Here is a 17,145-nt window from a genome sequence, read left to right as displayed (position 1 = left end):
CCCTCCGGGCGCAACGCCGCTGGGCGGCATTGCGCCCTACGGCGTCAAGACCACCTTGATGCAGCCGTCCTGCTTCTTCTGGAAGAGCTCGTACATCTCGGGGGCGCGCTCGAGCGGCACGCGGTGCGTCACGAGGTCCTCGACGCCGAGCGGGTCGGACGGGTCCTCGACGAGCGGCAGCAGCGCATCCCGCCACGACTGCACGTTGCACTGGCCCATGCGGATCGCGACCTGCTTGTCGAACAGGGTCATCATCGGGATGGGGTCGGCCTGGCCGACGTACACGCCGCTCAGCGACACCGTGCCGCCCCGCCGCACCGCGTCGAACGCCGTGTAGAGCGCGGTCAGGCGGTCGAGGCCGGCGTTGCGCAGCATCGGCTTCGCCAGCAGGTCGGGCAGCGCGCCGACGAGCGCCTGCGCCGCCGCGGTGCCGGGCGCGCCGTGCGCCTCCATGCCGACGGCGTCGACGATCGAGTCGGGCCCGCGGCCGTCGGTCGCGGCGCGCAGCACCTCGACCGCGTCGGTCATGTCGATCGTCTCGACGCCGTGCCGCTCGGCCATCGCGCGGCGCTCCGGCACCGGGTCGACGCCGATCACGCGGTGGCCGAGGTGCCGGCCGATGCGGGCGGCGAACTGCCCGACGGGCCCGAGCCCGAGCACGGCGAGCGTGCCGCCCTCGGGCACGTCGGCGTACTGCACGCCCTGCCACGCGGTGGGGAGGATGTCGCTGAGGAAGAGGTAGCGGTCGTCGGGCAGCTCGTGCCCCACCTTCGTGGCGTTGAAGTCGGCGAGCGGCACGCGCAGCCGCTCGGCCTGGCCGCCGGGCACCGAGCCGTACAGCGACGTGTAGCCGTACAGCGACGCGCCCGTGCCCTGCTCGCGGTTCTGCGTCGTCTCGCACTGCGTGGTGAGGCCGCGCGCGCACATGAAGCAGCTGCCGCACGCGATGACGAACGGGATCACCACGCGGTCGCCCGGCCGGAGCGTCGTGACCGCGGGCCCCACCTCCTCGACGATGCCCATCGTCTCGTGCCCCAGCACATCCCCCTCCTCGAGGAACGGGCCGAGCAGCTCGTAGAGGTGGAGGTCCGACCCGCAGATGGCCGTCGACGTGACGCGGATCACCGCATCCGTCGACTCCTGCAGCCGCGGGTCGGGCACCTCCTCGACCGAGACCTTGCGCTTTCCCTGCCACGTGAGTGCTCGCATGGCCTCGACGGTACGCCGATGGGGTGCAGATCGCCTGGGGGAGGCTCCCAGGTTCAGCCGGCGCGGCCGGCGCCTCCCTGGCGCAGCTCGCCGTCGACGAGCTCGTGCTTCGGGTCGTGCACCTTGCCGATGAGCTCCTCGCCGATCGCGATGCGGTCGACGTCGTCCTCGCCCGGCACGACGTCGCCGCGGAGGCTGCGCCCGGCGGTCTCGTTGAAGGTCCAGATGGCGATGAGGCCGATGATGCCCGCGACCGTCATGTAGAAGCCGGGCACGAGCGTCGAGCCCGTCTCGCCGATCAGCCACTCGTTGATGAGGCCCGCGGGGCCGCCGAGCAGCGAGGTGGCGACGTTGTAGCCGAGCGCGAAGCCCGCGTAGCGCACGGTCGTCGGGAAGAGCGCCGGCAGCGTCGCGGAGATGTTGCACAGCAGCATCACGAGGAACAGGCCGAAGATCGCCAGTCCCAGCACCTGCAGCACGACGTTGCCGGTGTTGAGCAGCAGGATCGCCGGCACCGAGAAGAGCGTGAAGCCGATCGCGGCGGTGAGCAGCACCGGCCGCCTGCCGATGCGGTCGGTGAGCGCGCCGAGCGGAATGATCACCGCCATCATCACGAGCTGCACGCCGACGAGCATGAGGCCCGACTGCGTCGCGTCCATGTCGAGGGAGGTGGTGAGGAACGTGGGCATGTAGGTCAGCACCAGGTAGAACGCGGTGTTGATGAGGATCGTGATGCCCATGATCTTCAGCAGCTGCTTCGGCTGCTGCACGACGACGTCGCGCAGCGTCTGCCAGGCGCTCGTGCGCGTGTCGCGCTCCTTCGCCTCGATGAACGTCTCGGAGTCGTGCAGGCGCGCGCGCATGAGCAGCGCGACGATGCCGAGCGGCAGCGTGAGCAGGAACGGCAGGCGCCACCAGCCCTCGGCCATGCCGTCGGTGCCGACGACGAACTCGAGCGCCGTCACGAGGATCGCGGCGAGCGAGAAGCCGAGCAGCGTGCCGAACTCGAGGAAGGAGCCCCAGAAGCCGCGCCGGTCGTCGGGCGCGTGCTCGGCCATGTAGACCGCCGCGCCGGCGTACTCGCCGCCTGCCGAGAAGCCCTGCACGATGCGCAGCAGGAACAGCAGCGCGGGCGCGAGCCAGCCGACCTGCTCGAAGGTGGGCAGGATGCCGATCGCCGCGGTGGCGACCGAGATCATCATGATCGTGAAGACGAGCACCTTCTGGCGGCCGATGCGGTCGCCGAGCGGGCCGAGCACGGCGCCGCCGATGGGGCGGATCAGGAACGAGACGGCGAAGCCGAACAGCGTCCAGAGGATGGCGTCCTCGGAGCCGCCGAAGATCTGCGTCGACAGGTGCACGGCGAGGTAGCCGTAGATGCCGTAGTCGAACCACTCGATGGCGTTGCCCGCCATCGCGCCCAGCACCGACTTCTTGACGGTCTTGCGCTGGAGCGGGGAGAGGTCGAGCTCGCGCGTGATGGGCGGCGGCTCGGTGGGGTGTGCTGCGTGCTGCTCGGTCATGGCCGTGTCCCTCCTGGGCGGCGCCGCGCGTGCTGCCGGTGCCGGTCGTGGTGCGTCGGGGTCGTGCGGATGGGCTGTCAGGTGTGCAGGTGGATGAGCATGCGAGTGTACGCGCGGGCGGCGGCCGAGAGGTCGGCGATGCGCACGCGCTCGTCGGGCTGGTGCGCCTGGCCGGTGATGTCGCCCGGGCCCAGGATGATCGTCGGGCAGCCGTGGTGCTCGGCGATGAAGCCGCCCTCGCACGCCGCCGTCCAGGCCTCCACCGGGGCCGCCGCGCCCTCGGCGCGGAGCGCCTCGACGGCGGCGGCGACGAGCGGATGCGTCGGGGCGGTCTCGAAGCCGGGCATCTCCATGAGGAGCGACGCGTGGGCGTCGCAGCCGTCGTCGCCGAGCACGCCGCCGATCCCGGCCTCGAGCTGCGCGAGCGCCTCGGCGCCGGTCTCGCCCGGCATCAGCCGGCGGTCGACGAGCAGCGTGCAGCGGTCGGGCACGATCGACGTGCCGTGGCCGCCCTCGATGCGGCCCACGCTCCACGTCGCCGAGCCGAGCAGGCCCGTCGCGCCCGCACGCATCCGCTCGTGGTCGTCGGCGATCCACGTGGCGATGCGCGCGGCGGTCGTGATCGCGCTCGCGCCGTCCTCGGGGCGGCCGGCGTGGGCGGCGCGCCCGCGCACCTCGACCTGCAGGTTGGCGGCGCCGCGGCACGCGATCACGACCGCGAGGTCGGTGGGCTCGGCGACGATGCACGCGCGGTAGGCGTCGCGCGGGCCCTCGTCGGCGCGCAGGTGCGCCTGGATGCCGGTCGCGAGATCCTCCTCGTCGACCGTCACGAGCAGCTCGAGCGGCAGCTCGGGGCGCACGCGGTGCACCGCCGCCATCGCCTGCAGCGCGGCGGCGAGGCCGCCCTTCATGTCGGTGGCGCCGCGGCCCGTCAGCCAGCCGTCGGCGACGCGCGGGTTGAACGGGTCGGCCGCCCAGCCCTCGCCCGCCGGCACGACGTCGGAGTGGCCGAGGATGAGCACGCCCGGCGCCTCGGGGGAGGGGTCGGGACCGAAGCGGATCGAGAGGTTGGGGCGGTCGGGCGCGACGAGCGAGCGCCGGCTGCGCCCGCCGAGGCGCGACGCGATCGACTCGAGCACGCGCACCGCGACGAGCTCGGTGCCGCCCGGGTTCTCGCTCGCGGCGAGGATGAGCGACGAGGTGTCGGCGACGATGGTCGCCTCGTCGATGAGCGCGAGCGCCCGCGCGACGTCGTCGACGTCCGCGGCCTCGCGCGCATCCGTCATGCGCCCTCCCGCACGATGAGCTCGCGCGGCGCGTCGGTGAGCAGCTCGACGCCGTCGGCGGTGATCGCGATCGACTCGCTGAGCTCGCAGCCGTAGCCCTCCATCCACATGCCGGCGATGATGTGCAGGCACATGCCGGGCTCGATGACCGTCAGGTCGTCGCCGCGGATCGAGACGGTGCGCTCGCCCCAGTCGGGCGGGTAGCCGATGCCGATCGAGTAGCCGAGGCGCGACGGCTTCTCGATCGAGTGCTGCGCGAGGTGCTCGCGCCAGATGCCGTGCACGTCGGCCACCACGGCGCCCGGTCGCATGCCCTCGAGCACCGCCTGCAGGCCCTCGGCGGTGATCTCGGCGAGGCCCGCGAGGCGCGCGTCGGGGCTGCCGAGCGAGACCGTGCGCGCGAGCGGCGCGTGGTAGCGGCGGTGGGCGCCCGCGAGCTCGATCGAGATAGCCTCGCCCCGGTCGAGCCGGCGGGCGCTGAAGGTCATGTGGGGCGTGTCGGCCGACTCGCCGGTCGGCAGCATCGGCACGATCGCCGGGTAGTCGCCCTCGACGCCCTCGACGCCGGTGGCCTGCGCGAACTGGATCGCGGCCGCGATGTCGTTGAGGCGCGCGCCGTCGGCGATCGCGTCGATGCCCGCCCGCATGGCGGCGGAGGCGACGCGGCCGGCTCCCCGCATGAGCTCCAGCTCGTACGGGCTCTTCACGAGCCGCACCCAGTTGACGAGGTCGTGGCTGTCGACGAGCTGCCACTCGGGCAGGCCGCGCTCGAGGGCGTGGAAGGAGCGCACGGTGAGGAAGTGCGCCTCGGGCTCGTAGCCGATGCGTCCGCGGTGCGCGAAGCCGTGCTCGCGCAGCTGCTCGGCCGCCCAGTCGAAGGGGTGCGCATCGCGCTGGTGCACGAGCGACTCGGGGTAGCCGAGGATGCGCTCGCGGGACAGGAGCGCGGTGCGGTGCGCGCCGCCGGCGTCCATCGCGCGCATGATGAGCAGCGGCTCGCCGGTGAGCGGCACGAACAGCAGCTGCGGCATGTAGAACGACCAGGCGTCGTAGCCGGTCAGGTAGTGCAGGTTGGCGGGGTCGACGACCACGAGCCCGTCGAGGCCCGAGCGCTGCATGCGCGCGCGGGTGCGGGCGAGCCGGTCGGCGAGCTCCTCGGTGCTGGGCGGCATGCGAGCAAGCCTAGGGCCCGGTCCCGGCGGCGAGCCCGGCCTCGCCGAGCGCCCTGGCATCGGCTGCGGGCAGGAAGAAGCGGTGCGGACTGGCACATCGGGCGCTTGCGCTCTCGCAAGTTCTGGTGAAGGCGCCTGGTCGGTCCGCACCGCTTGACTTGCCCAGGACTGTACGCCTGCCCGCCGCCGGCGCGCAACGATCCGCGGCGCGTCTGTGGAGGACGGGCCGTCGCGGTCAGCGCTCGTTCGTGCGCCACCCGCGCGGGCCCGCGGAGCCGGCCCGGTACTCCTGCATCGGCACGGCATCCGCCTTCCACGCCGCGAGCACCGGCTCGATGATGCGCCAGCACTCCTCGGCCGCGTCGCCGCGCACGGCGAGCCGCGGGTCGGCGTCGAGGATGGCGCCGAGCACCTCGCCGTAGGGCAGCAGGGCGCCGCCGCCGAGCTCGCCGCGCAGCACCGTCTGCTCGAGCGTGAAGGGGTCGCCCTTGCCGTTCGTGGTGAGGTGCAGCTCGAAGCCGTCGGGCTTGAAGTCGATCACGAGGCGGTCGGCGGTGTCGCGCCCGGCGAGGCCCTTCGGCACGTGCGCGGGCGCCTTCCAGTGCACGATGGCGCGCTTGCGCACCCCCGCGAGCGACTTTCCCGAGCGGAGCACGAACGGCACCCCGGCCCAGCGCGGATTGGCGATCTCGACCTGCACCTCGGCGAGCGTCTCGGTGCCGAGCCCCGGGTCGACGCCCTCCTCGGCGACGTAGTCGGGCACCTCGCGCCCGTCGATGTCGCCCGCGGTGTAGCGCGCGCGGCGCGAGTGCTCGACCGGGTCGACGACGCTCGCGGCGCGCAGCACCTGGCCGATCGCGTCGCGCAGGTCGCGCTCGCCGACGCTCGCGAGCGGCTCGATGGCGATGAGCGCCATGATCTGCAGCAGGTGCGACTGGATCATGTCGCGGAGCGCCCCGTTGCGGTCGTAGTAGCCGGCCCTGCCCTCGAGCGTGACCGTCTCGTCGTAGAGGATCTCGACCCGCTCGATGCTGTCGCGATCCCACGTCGGCTCGAGCAGCCGGTTGGTGAACCGGAGCCCGAGCAGGTTGAGCACGGTGTGCAGCCCGAGGAAGTGGTCGATGCGGAAGATGCGCTCCTCGGGCACGATGCGCGTGACGAGGGCGTTGAGTCGCCTCGCCGACTCGAGGCTGTCGCCGAAGGGCTTCTCGATCGCGAGGATCGTGCCCTCGGGCACGCCGATCCGCTCGAGCGTGCCGCAGACGCGCTCGGTCACGTGCGGCGGCAGCGCGAAGTAGATGACGAGCCGGTCGCACGCGATCGAGTCGAGCAGGGCCTGCAGCGCCACGGGATCGGTGGCGTCCGAGGCCACGTAGCGCGTCGTCGCGAGGAGCGCCTTCGCCGCCGCGCCCTGCGTCTCGCCCACCTCGAGCGCGGTGCGCACGCGGTCGTGCCAGTCGTCGGCGGTGAGCTCGCGCAGGTCGGCGCCCACGATCTCGACGCGGCGGGACGGCTGCGCGCGCAGCAGCGTGGCGATGCCCGGCAGCAGCAGGCGGCCCGTGAGGTCGCCGGAGGCGCCGAGGATGAGCAGGGTGGTCGACGGCTGAGGTGCCATGCCCCCGATCCTCGCACCCCCGAGGTGCGCGGCGCCTGCGGGCGTACGGTGGAGGCATGCTCGCCCGCACCGCCCGCCTCGTGCTGCCGGCCGTGTGGCTCGGCCTCATCGTCGGCATCTCGCTCATCGAGGCGCCGCTGAAGTTCCAGGCGCCGGGCATCACCATCCCGCTGGGCCTCGGCATCGGCCGGCTCGTCTTCGCTGCGATGAACGCGGTCGAGGCGGTGCTGGCAGGCCTGCTGCTGCTCGCTGTGCTGCGCTCGCCCGCGCCGCGTCCCGAGCGCATCCTGGTGGTCGCGCTCGCGGCCGTGCTCGCGCTGAAGGCGCTCGTCGTGCGGCCGCTCATGCAGGCGACGACGGATGCGGTGGTCGCCGGCGCCGACGAGGGCGGGTCGGGCATGCACCTGGCGTACATCGCCGCGGACGGGCTGCTGCTCGTGGGCCTCGTCGCGCTGCTCGCCATGGCCGCGCGGTCGCTGCTCGGCACGCCCGCCCCGGTACGCGGAGGGCGCCCCAGCCGCAGCTGAGGCGCCCCTCGCGTCAGGCGGCGGCGGTCACCAGATGACGCCGCCGCCGATCGAGATGCCGCCGTAGGTCAGGAGCACGAAGACGCCGGCGATGATCGCCGGCGCGATGCCGCGGCCGCCGGCGTGCCGGGACTTGAAGAGGGCGATGACGGCGAGGATCGCCGCGATCGCCGCGAGTCCGCCGCCGAGGATGAGGCCGATGAAGAGCGGGATCGGCATCAGGACGAGGCCGAGCAGCCCGATCCAGAACGCCCACCACGCCCAGGGGTTGGAGCGCTTGGTCTGCATGCCTCCATCGTCCCATCGGGATGCTCGGAGCCGCCCGAGAGCCCGGCGGCGGCCGTTGAGCGCGCACCGGCGCTCTTCTTGAGGAATGCTCCGTCCGCCTGAGATTCCCTCAGGATGCCCGCAGGGGATCGAACCGCGTTCTGGAACGTTGTCGCAGTTTTGCGGTCGAGGCATTGAACGCCCTCCTGGCACGCCATTTGCTGGCCCCACGATGCGCATCACAGCGCGGTGGTCCGACACCGAGCGGCGCATCGAGCCGCCTCGCGCGGCGCTTGCACCACGAGGAGCTCCCGATGGTGGGTCACGGCAAGCAGACGGCATCGCAGCAGGTGCCGACGATCCGACGGATCGCGGCGGCAGCCGCTGCGCTCGCGCTCGGCCTGTTCGCGCCGCTGGTCGCGGCGCCCTCCGCCGACGCCGCATCGCTCGGCGCGATCTCGACCGCGTTCGAGATCGATGGCGACATGGCGGGCTCGGCCGACTGGAGCGGCGGCTACGGGCCGGGCGGCGCGAGCACGGGGCTGCTCTACCGCAGCGACCGCGCCGAGCGGTGCATCGGCGACGGCGGCACCGCCGCCGACCCGTCCCTCATCACCGGCAGCCAGAACATCCACCAGGCCTCCTGGGCCTGGGCGCCGGGCGAGATCAACAAGACCGCGATGACGAAGGCCGACCTCTGCAGCGCGGGCGTGACGTACGAGCTCGTCACCGTCGGCGGCGAGCAGCACGTCGTGCTCTACCACTACTGGACCCGCTCGGCCGGCGGCACCGGCGACCTCTCGGTCTACTTCGAGCTCGAGGGCGGCCCGGACGGCCGCAGCGGGGACCGCCTGCTCGAGTTCGACCTCGGCAACGGCGTGCCCACCGTGCGCCAGTGGGTCTGGACGGGACGGGGCTTCGAGCCCGGCGGCGGCGGGATCGTCTACGCCGCGGCGACCGGCCCCTCGCAGGCCGGCGCCGAGCCCCACACCTTCGGCGAGTTCGCCGTCGACCTGACCGCGTCGAGCCTGCTGCCCACGAGCGAGTGCCGCTCGTACCGCACCGGCGACATCGTCACCCAGACGGGCAACTCGCAGGGCGGGAACAGCCAGCTCGTCGACATCATCCCCGGCTCCACCGAGTCGCTCGCGATCGGCAACTGCGGCTCGGTCACCGTGCAGAAGGTCGTCGATGGCGCGCAGCTGCCCGGCCAGTCGTTCGGGTACACGGTCGACCAGGCCGACGGCCAGGCGGTCGCGGGCGCGACCGGCGGCACCGCCGTCACGGGCGCCGTCGCAGCCGGCGGCTCCGAGGTCGTCACCGGCCTGCTCGCCGCGCCCGACTACCGGCTCGCCGAGCACCTCGACCTGCCGACCGGCGTCGACCTGCGCTCCATCGTCTGCACCTACGCCGACTGGGCCTCGCCCGGCCGGCCCCTGCGGACCGCCACCATCTGGGAGCACGGCGCGGCCACCGGCCAGACGTTCCCGATCTTCCCCAGCAGCATCGGCGCATCCGCCCCCACGTGCGTGATCACGAACGAGGTCACCTCGATCACGCTCGACGGCGTCGTCGTCAACGACCACGGCGGGGCGGCCACCGGCGCCGACTTCACCCTGACGGCGACGCCCCTCGGCGCCGGCGGCGCCGTGAGCGGCATCGACGAGCAGGCCGCCGCGGGAAGCACGCTCGTGCGCACCGTGGAGGCGGGCCAGTACGCCCTGGCCAGCACGACACATCCGGACTACGCGGCGAGCGCGTGGAGCTGCACCGGCGGCGACCTCGTCGACGGCGTGCTCACCGTCGCCACCGGCGCCGACGTCGTCTGCACGATCGCCCACGACGACCTGCCCGCGCACCTGACCCTCGTCAAGGAGGTCATCCGCGACGACGGCGGCACGGCGCTCGACACCGACTTCACGCTCACCGCGGCGCTCGCAGGCACGGCGACCGCGATCGCCGGCGCGGAGGGCGCCGCCGCCGTGACCGACGCCGCCGTCTCGGCGGGCAGCTGGACGATCGGCGAGCAGGCGCACTCCGGCTACGAGATCGAGGGCATCGCCTGCTTCACCGACGCGAGCCGCTCGGCGTCGCTGCCCATGCCGGGCGGCGCGCTCGCCCTCGGGCACGGCGACAGCGCCCTGTGCGTGATCACGAACGACGACCTGCCCGGCACGCTCACGCTCGTCAAGGAGGTCATCGGCCTCGACGGCGGCGACGCGCAGCCCGAGGACTGGACGCTGCGGGCCGTCGGCCCGACGCTCGGCGTGCCCGGCGACGGCGCCGCGATCGAGGGCGACGGCGGCTTCGGCCCCATCACCGTCGACGCCGGCCAGTACGAGCTCTCGGAGCACAGCGGCCCGAGCGGCTACGAGGCGGGGGAGTGGGTCTGCGCCGGCGGCGCCGTCGACACCGCGACCGGCACGGTGACCGTGCCGTCGGGCGCGGACGTGCGCTGCACGATCGTCAACGACGACATCGCGCCGCGCCTGACCCTGCAGAACGCGGTGATCGGCGACGACCTCGGCCCGGCCGTCGCCCGCGACTGGACGCTCGTCGCGACCGGCGACGCCGCGACCGCCTCCGGCCTGCACGGCGACGCCTCCATCACCGACGCGCCCGTCATCGCGGGCACCTACGACCTGGCCGCGATCGACGGCCCGTCGGGCTACACCGCGGGCGACTGGAGCTGCACGGGCGACTTCGCGGCGAGCGACGCCGGCTCCGTCACCCTCGACGTCGGCCAGAGCGCCGTCTGCACCATCGTGCACGACGACGTCGCGCCGCTGCTCACGCTCGAGCACGAGGTCGTCAACGACGCCGGCGGGACCGCGAGCCGCTTCGACTGGACCCTCGGGGCCGACGGCCCCACCCCGATCTCGGGCCGCATGAGCGACCCCTCGGTGACCGCGGCCCCCGTCGGCGCCGGCGCGTACGAGCTCTCGGCGCTCGGCGGCCCGGTCGGCTACGCGTCCGAGGGCTGGCGCTGCACCGGCGGCAGCCTCGACGGCTCGACGCTCGCGCTCGCCGTCGGCGAGACGGCCGTCTGCACCGCCGTGCACGACGACATCGCCCCCACCCTCACGCTCGTGAAGCGCGTCGTGAACGACGACGGCGGCCCCTTCGCGGCCGACGAGTGGACGCTCGTCGCCGACGGCCCGGGCGGCGCCGACCTCCGCGGCGCTACCGCGACCGCGGCCGTGACCGGCGCCGAGGTCGTCGTCGGCAGCTACGACCTCTCGGAGCAGGGGCCCGGCGGCTACCGCTCGAGCGGCTGGAGCTGCGACGGCGAGCCGGTCGGCTCGACGGTCGAGCTCGCGCTCGCCGAGGACGTCGTCTGCGAGATCGTGAACGACGACATCCCGCCCACCATCACGCTCGTCAAGCAGGTCGTGCGCGACGACGGCGGCACCGCCATCGGCACCGAGTGGACGCTGACGGCCGACGGCACGGGCGGCCACGTCGCGGGCACCTCCGGCTCGCCCGAGGCGACCGCGCAGATCGTCGACGCCGGCACCTACGCGCTCGCGGAGGCGGGCGGCCCCGCCGGCTACGCGCCGAGCGCCTGGTCGTGCACGGCCGGCGTCGTCGACGGCGACGCGCTCACGCTGCTGCCCGGCGACGACGCCGTCTGCACCATCGTCAACGACGACCGTCCCGCGACGCTCACGCTGCGCAAGGTGGTCGACAACGACGCCAACGGCTCGGCGGCCGTCGCCGACTTCGCGCTCACGGCCGTCGGCCCCGTCACCGTGACGGGCGCCACCGACGACGCCGCGGTGACGGATGCGCCGGTGCCGGCGGGGCAGTACGCGCTCAGCGAGGCGGGCCCCGGCGGCTACGCCGCCTCCCAGTGGGTCTGCGACGGGGCGGCCGTCACGGCCGACGGCGTCGTCACGATCGACAACGGCGCCGACGTCACCTGCACGATCGTGAACGAGGACATCGCCCCCCTGCTGACGCTCGTGAAGGAGGTCGTCGCCGACGACGGCGGCACGCAGCCCGCGACCGCGTGGACGCTCGTCGCCGACGGCCCCGCCGACATCGCCGGCGCGACCGGCGCCGCCGAGGTCACCGGCGCCGTGCTGCTCGCCGGCACCTACGAGCTCTCGGAGACCGGGCCGGGCGGCTACGCGGCCGGCGACTGGAGCTGCGACGGCGGCACGCTCGACGGCGCGACGCTCACGCTCGAGGTCGGCGACGACGTCCGGTGCACGATCGTCAACGACGACATCGCGCCGCGGCTGACCCTCGTCAAGGAGCTCGTGCTCGACGACGGCGGCACCGCGGCCGCGGCCGACTGGACCCTCGTCGCCGACGGGCCCACGCCCATCCGCGGCGCCGTCGGCGATGACGAGGTGACGGATGCGCCGGTCGAGGCGGGCGAGTACGCCCTGTCGGAGCTCGGCGGCCCGGCGGGCTACGCGGCGCTCGGCTGGCACTGCGACGGCGGCGACCTCGAGGGCTCGACGCTGACGCTCGAGGTCGGCGACGAGGCCCGGTGCACGATCGTCAACGACGACATCGCGCCGACGCTGACGCTCGCGAAGGACGTCGTCCGCGATGACGGCGGCGACGCCCCCGACACCGCCTGGCTGCTGTCGGCGACCGGCCCCACGCCGATCTCGGGCCACGAGGGCGACGACGCCGTGACGGCGGCGCCGGTCGCGGCGGGCACGTACGCGCTCGCGGAGGCCGAGGGCGTCGACGGCTACGAGCAGGTCGGCTGGAGCTGCACCGGCGGCGCGCCGAGCGCGTCGCTGCAGGGCGCGGGCTCCGGCGGCGCGACGGTCACCCTCACCGAGGGCCAGCAGGTCGTCTGCACCGTCGTCAACGACGACATCGCGCCACGGCTCACGCTCGTGAAGGAGGTCGTCAACGACGACGGCGGCACGCGCGCCGCGACCGACTGGCGGCTGAGCGCCACGGGCGACGTGACCGTCTCGGGCGCCACCGGCTCGGCGCTCGTCACCGACGTGGCCGTGCGTGCCGGAGACACCGTGCTCGCCGAGGCCGGTCCCGAGGGCTACCGCACCGACGGCTGGCGCTGCACCGACGGCGACATCGCCGGCGCCGCGCTGCACCTCGACGCCGGCGACGTCGCCGTCTGCACGATCGTGAACGACGACATCGGCGCGACGCTCACGCTGGAGCAGCACGTGATCACCGACGACGGCGGCACCGCGGTCGCGGGCGACTGGAGCCTCGGCGCCGACGGCCCGACCCCGATCGCCGGCGCGTCCGGCGCGCTCGCGGTCACCGCGGCACCGGTCAGCAGCGGCGTCTACGAGCTGCGCGCCACCGACGGCCCCGACGGCTACGCGGCCGGCGCCTGGGCGTGCGACGGCGGCTCGCTCGTCGGCTCGACGCTCACGCTCGCGCTCCACGAGGCGGCCACCTGCACGATCGTGCAGGACGACATCGCCCCGCGCCTCACGCTCGTGAAGCAGGTCGTCAACGACGACGGCGGCACCGTGCCGGCCGGCGCCTGGACGCTGCACGCCGACGGACCGACGCCCATCGCGGGCGCGGTCGGCGACGGCGCGGTGACGGATGCCCCGGTCGACGCCGGCGCGTACGCGCTGTCGGAGTCGGACGGCGCCGCCGGCTACGCGGCCGGCGCCTGGGCCTGCGACGGCGGCGAGCTCGACGGCGCGACCCTCGCGCTCGCGCTCGGCGAGGTCGCGACGTGCACGATCGTCAACGACGACGTCGCCCCGCGCCTGACGCTCGTCAAGGAGGTCGTCCACGACGACGGCGGCACGGAGCCGGCCACGGCGTGGACGCTGACCGCCGACGGCCCGACCCCGCTCGCAGGCGCGACCGCCGACCCGGCGGTCACCGGCGCCGCGGTCGACGCGGGCGTGTACGCGCTCGCCGAGGCCGACGGCCCCGACGGCTACGACGCATCCGCGTGGTCCTGCACCGACGGGCTGCTCGAGGGCGCGAGCCTCACGCTGCTGCCGGGCGACGACGCCGTCTGCACCATCGTCAACGACGACGTCGCCCCGACGCTCACGCTCGTCGCGCAGGTCGTCAACGACGACGGCGGCACCCGCGTCGCGACCGACTGGACGCTGACGGCCGACGGCCCGACCGCGATCGCCGGCCTCACGGGATCGCAGCAGCTCGCCGGCGCCACGGTCGCGGCCGGCGCCTACGCCCTCGCGCAGAGCGGGCCCGCCGGCTACGCGGCCGGCGCCTGGAGCTGCACGGCCGGCGCGCTCGACGGTGCGAGCCTCGCGCTGCCGCCCGGCGTCGACGCCGTCTGCACGATCGTGCTCGACGACCTGCCCGGGCAGCTGACGCTGCGCAAGCTCGTCGTCAACGACGCGGGCGGCATCGCCGTCGACACCGACTGGACGCTCACGGCGACGGGTGCCGCCACCATCGCCGGCGCGACCGGCGACCCGGCCGTGACGGCCGCGGAGGTGCCCGCGGGCGAGTACGCGCTCGCCGAGACCGGTCCCGGCGGCTACGCGGCCGACCTCTGGATGTGCGACGGCGCCGCGATGCCCGGCGAGGCGACGGTCGTCGTGCCGAACGCCGAGCACGTCACGTGCACGATCGTGAACGACGACATCGCGCCGCGGCTGACGCTCGTGAAGGAGGTCGTCGCCGACGACGGCGGCGACGCGCTCGCGACCGACTGGACGCTCGCCGCCGACGGGCCGACCCCCGTCTCGGGTGCGACGGGCGACGCCGCGGTGACGGGTGCGGTGGTGCACGCGGGCGCCTACGCCCTGTCGGAGGCAGGGCCCGGCGGCTACGCCGCCTCGGCCTGGAGCTGCTCCGGCGGCGCGCTCGACGGCGCCTCGCTGACGCTCGCGGTGGGCGACGAGGCGGTCTGCACGATCGTCAACGACGACCTGCCGGTCGACCTGCGCCTCACGAAGGACGACGGCGACCCGGTCGTCTTCCCCGGCGACGAGGTGGCGTACGCGCTGACCGTGCACAACGCGGGCGGTCGCGACGCCGACGCCGGCGAGCCCGTGACGGTCGTCGACGTGCTGCCCGACGGGCTCACGCTCGTCGACGCGCCCGCGGGCTGCGCCGCCGACGGCCAGCGCGTCACGTGCGACGTCGACCCGGCGGCGCTCGTCGCCGGCGGCTCGGTCGAGCTCGTGCTCACCGTCGCGATCGCCGACGACCGCGCCCCGGGGGCGCTCGTGAACCTCGCGTGGGCGTCGACCGCCGACGACCCGGCGCCGGACTCGCCCGACTGCGGCAGCGACAGCGACAACGTCGACTGCGAGGAGACCGCCGTCGACGGCCGGCACGTCACCGCGACGAAGTCGGTGTGGGAGCAGGCGGATGGCTCGTGGGCGCCGTCCGACGGCGAGGTCGCGTTCGGCGACGCGGTCGAGTACCGCATCGACGTGACGGCGAGCGGCACGGTCGCGAGCACCGGCGTGGTCGTGGTCGACGCGCTGCAGGACGGGCTGCTCGCCGCGGGTCCCGCGACGTGCTCGGCCGACTGCACCGCGACGCTCGACGCGGCGACCGGCACCCACACCGTCGAGCTCGACGTCGTCGAGCCCGGCGAGACGGTGACGATCACCATCCCCGCGGCGATCCCTGCGGCACCGCCGCTCGAGCCCGGCGCCACCGCCGACGCCGAGTTCCGCAACGTCGCGACCGTCTACGCCGAGGGCACCGACGCGCACGAGTCGAACGCGGTGGCGGTGGCGGCGAGCCGCACCGAGCCCATGCCGGCCGAGACGCCGGCGCCCACGCCGACGCCCACTCCCGCGCCGACCGCGCCCGCCCCGACGCCGGCGCCCGGCGCGGCGCAGGGCGACGGCCCGGCGGCCCTGCCCCGCACGGGCGGAGAGATCCCGACCGGCATGATCGCCGTCGCGATCGCGCTGCTGGTCGGCGGCGGCCTGCTGCTCCTGCGCCGGAGGCGCGACGAGCAGGAGGCCTGACACAGGCACCCGCGCCCCCGCTCGTCGTGACCGGGCGGGGGCGCGGGCTCGTGGTGCCAGGCTAGGCGCTCGCGCCCGGCTGCACCAGGGGCGTCCTCTATGACGGCCTCGCGCAGCTCGCAGAGCAGTGGCGCGACAAGCCGTAACGGTGTAATAATTCGAGTGGCGGCGCCCCTCGCCTGTCGTGACCAGGTGGGGGGCGCCACCCTGTGCGGGCCTCGTCCGTGCCAGGCTGGTCGCATGACCCGCGAGCTGCACCTCACCGGCGACGACGCCGCCGACCGCCTCCTCTCCGACGACGACTTCGCGCTGCTCACGGGCATGCTGCTCGACCAGCAGGTGCCGATGGAGACCGCCTTCGCCGGGCCCGCGAAGCTGCGCGACCGGCTCGGCCGCCTCGATGCATCCGAGATCGCCTCGATGGACCGCGAGGCCTTCCAGGCCGCGTTCGCCGAGAAGCCCGCCGTGCACCGGTTCCCCGGCTCGATGGCGAAGCGCGTGCAGCAGCTCGCGGCCGCGGTCGTCGAGGAGTGGGGCGGCGACGCCGGCGCGATCTGGCGTCGCGGCGAGCCCGACGGCCCCGAGGTGCTGCGCCGGCTGCAGGCGCTGCCCGGCTTCGGCGAGCAGAAGGCGAGGATCTTCCTCGCGCTGCTCGGCAAGCGCGCCGGCTTCGACGGCGCGGGGTGGGTGGATGCGTCGGCCCCGTACGGCGAGGAGGGCTCGAAGCGCTCGGTCGCCGACATCGTCGACGCCGCGTCGCTCGCCGAGGTGCGCGCCGCGAAGCAGGCGGCGAAGCGGGCCGCGAAGGGCTGAGCGGGCCCGACCGCGCCCGGCGCTGCGCTCCGGGGACCCGTTGCACCGAACCGGACCCGGTCCACCGGGTCCGGTTCGGTGCAAAGGGTCCCGTTCGCGGCGGAGGCGGCGCTACGGTGCGCCGAGCGAGCGCAGGAACGCGGCGACCGCGGCCTCGGCGTGGGCCCGGCGCTCGGCGGCGCCCGGGATCGCGTCGTCGCCGAGCAGCATCGCGTCGTTCAGCGGCCCGCCCATCACGAGCCAGTTCCAGTGCCGGGCGGCGGCCGCCGTGTCGTGCTCCGGCAGCAGCCCGGCGTCCACCCACGCCTGCAGGCGCCGCTCGACGCCCGCGATCGCACGGGCCGGTCCGTGCGCGTGCAGCGCGCGGCCGAGCTCGGGGAAGCGGTTGGCCTCGCCGATGACGAGGCGGCGCAGCCGCAGGATGCGCGGGGTCAGCACGCCGTCGAGCATCGCCGACGCGAGGGCCACGAGCACCGCCTCGACCTCGCCCGACGCATCCGCCTCGTGCCCGGCCGCATCGCCCGCCGCATCCGTCATCGACGAGACGAGCTCGACGAAGAGGCGCTCCTTGCTGCCGAAGTGCCGGTAGACCGTCTGCTTCGACGCGCCCGCGAGCCGCGCGACCTCGTCCATGCTCGCGCCGACGTAGCCGTCGCGCAGGAACACGTCCTCCGCTGCGGCGAGGATCGCCGCGTGGATGCGCGCGCTGCGAGGCTGCTCGGCGACCGTTGACATGCGAGAACTGTACCGTCTAGTCTCGCGGCAGGACGGAACTGGTCAGTCCAGTTCTGATGCGAGGAGGCCG

Annotated in this window: 10 protein-coding genes; 3 read left to right on the top strand and 7 right to left on the bottom strand. The window is 74.5% G+C overall.

What is annotated here, in order from left to right:
- Positions 1–36: 36 nt before the first annotated feature.
- The 5 genes from MU522_RS04525 to MU522_RS04505 form a co-directional block, all read right to left on the bottom strand.
- Positions 37–1,209, bottom strand: coding sequence for a zinc-dependent alcohol dehydrogenase (locus MU522_RS04525; protein WP_246992800.1), 1,173 nt, complete (start codon positions 1,207–1,209; stop codon positions 37–39).
- 53 nt (positions 1,210–1,262) lie between these two features.
- On the bottom strand, positions 1,263–2,732 hold the full coding sequence (locus MU522_RS04520; protein WP_246992798.1) for an MFS transporter: 1,470 nt from the start codon (positions 2,730–2,732) through the stop codon (positions 1,263–1,265).
- Between the two features lie 77 nt (positions 2,733–2,809).
- Positions 2,810–4,018 (bottom strand): M20 family metallopeptidase, encoded by a 1,209-nt coding sequence (locus MU522_RS04515; protein WP_146354665.1) that lies wholly within the window; start codon positions 4,016–4,018, stop codon positions 2,810–2,812.
- Positions 4,015–5,190, bottom strand: a complete 1,176-nt coding sequence (locus MU522_RS04510) for a M24 family metallopeptidase (protein WP_246992796.1) — start codon at positions 5,188–5,190, stop codon at positions 4,015–4,017. Before MU522_RS04510 ends, MU522_RS04515 begins: the two co-directional genes overlap by 4 nt.
- A gap of 235 nt (positions 5,191–5,425) precedes the next feature.
- On the bottom strand, positions 5,426–6,805 hold the full coding sequence (locus MU522_RS04505) for a glucose-6-phosphate dehydrogenase (RefSeq protein WP_128189827.1): 1,380 nt from the start codon (positions 6,803–6,805) through the stop codon (positions 5,426–5,428).
- A gap of 56 nt (positions 6,806–6,861) precedes the next feature.
- Between MU522_RS04505 and MU522_RS04500 the strand changes: the two genes are divergently transcribed.
- On the top strand, positions 6,862–7,332 hold the full coding sequence (locus MU522_RS04500; protein WP_128189826.1) for a hypothetical protein: 471 nt from the start codon (positions 6,862–6,864) through the stop codon (positions 7,330–7,332).
- Between the two features lie 27 nt (positions 7,333–7,359).
- On the opposite strand, the gene MU522_RS04495 is transcribed toward MU522_RS04500, so the two are convergent.
- Positions 7,360–7,620 (bottom strand): hypothetical protein, encoded by a 261-nt coding sequence (locus tag MU522_RS04495; protein WP_128189825.1) that lies wholly within the window; start codon positions 7,618–7,620, stop codon positions 7,360–7,362.
- Positions 7,621–7,913: 293 nt separating this feature from the next.
- On the opposite strand from MU522_RS04495, the gene MU522_RS04490 reads away from it, so the two are divergent.
- Both MU522_RS04490 and MU522_RS04485 read left to right on the top strand, forming a co-directional pair.
- Positions 7,914–15,527, top strand: a complete 7,614-nt coding sequence (locus MU522_RS04490) for an LPXTG cell wall anchor domain-containing protein (RefSeq protein WP_246992794.1) — start codon at positions 7,914–7,916, stop codon at positions 15,525–15,527.
- 240 nt (positions 15,528–15,767) lie between these two features.
- Complete coding sequence (locus MU522_RS04485) at positions 15,768–16,340, top strand: HhH-GPD-type base excision DNA repair protein (protein ID WP_246992791.1); 573 nt, start codon at positions 15,768–15,770, stop codon at positions 16,338–16,340.
- Between the two features lie 111 nt (positions 16,341–16,451).
- Here the strand turns inward: MU522_RS04485 and MU522_RS04480 are convergent, their stop codons facing one another.
- Positions 16,452–17,075, bottom strand: a complete 624-nt coding sequence (locus tag MU522_RS04480) for a TetR/AcrR family transcriptional regulator (RefSeq protein ID WP_146354677.1) — start codon at positions 17,073–17,075, stop codon at positions 16,452–16,454.
- Between the last annotated feature and the right edge of the window lie 70 nt (positions 17,076–17,145).

This window comes from Agrococcus sp. SCSIO52902, assembly GCF_022983135.1.
GTDB lineage: Bacteria > Actinomycetota > Actinomycetes > Actinomycetales > Microbacteriaceae > Agrococcus > Agrococcus sediminis.
Note: the sequence above shows the minus strand (reverse complement) of the source record. Positions and strands in the feature narration are given on the sequence as shown.

Bases quoted from the DNA above. Each gene is read 5' to 3' on its own strand.
- MU522_RS04525 (WP_246992800.1), bottom strand. From the start codon at position 1,209: ATGCGAGCACTCACGTGGCAGGGAAAGCGCAAGGTCTCGGTCGAGGAG.
- MU522_RS04520 (WP_246992798.1), bottom strand. From the start codon at position 2,732: ATGACCGAGCAGCACGCAGCACACCCCACCGAGCCGCCGCCCATCACG.
- MU522_RS04515 (WP_146354665.1), bottom strand. From the start codon at position 4,018: ATGACGGATGCGCGCGAGGCCGCGGACGTCGACGACGTCGCGCGGGCG.
- MU522_RS04510 (WP_246992796.1), bottom strand. From the start codon at position 5,190: ATGCCGCCCAGCACCGAGGAGCTCGCCGACCGGCTCGCCCGCACCCGC.
- MU522_RS04505 (WP_128189827.1), bottom strand. From the start codon at position 6,805: ATGGCACCTCAGCCGTCGACCACCCTGCTCATCCTCGGCGCCTCCGGC.
- MU522_RS04500 (WP_128189826.1), top strand. From the start codon at position 6,862: ATGCTCGCCCGCACCGCCCGCCTCGTGCTGCCGGCCGTGTGGCTCGGC.
- MU522_RS04495 (WP_128189825.1), bottom strand. From the start codon at position 7,620: ATGCAGACCAAGCGCTCCAACCCCTGGGCGTGGTGGGCGTTCTGGATC.
- MU522_RS04490 (WP_246992794.1), top strand. From the start codon at position 7,914: ATGGTGGGTCACGGCAAGCAGACGGCATCGCAGCAGGTGCCGACGATC.
- MU522_RS04485 (WP_246992791.1), top strand. From the start codon at position 15,768: ATGACCCGCGAGCTGCACCTCACCGGCGACGACGCCGCCGACCGCCTC.
- MU522_RS04480 (WP_146354677.1), bottom strand. From the start codon at position 17,075: ATGTCAACGGTCGCCGAGCAGCCTCGCAGCGCGCGCATCCACGCGGCG.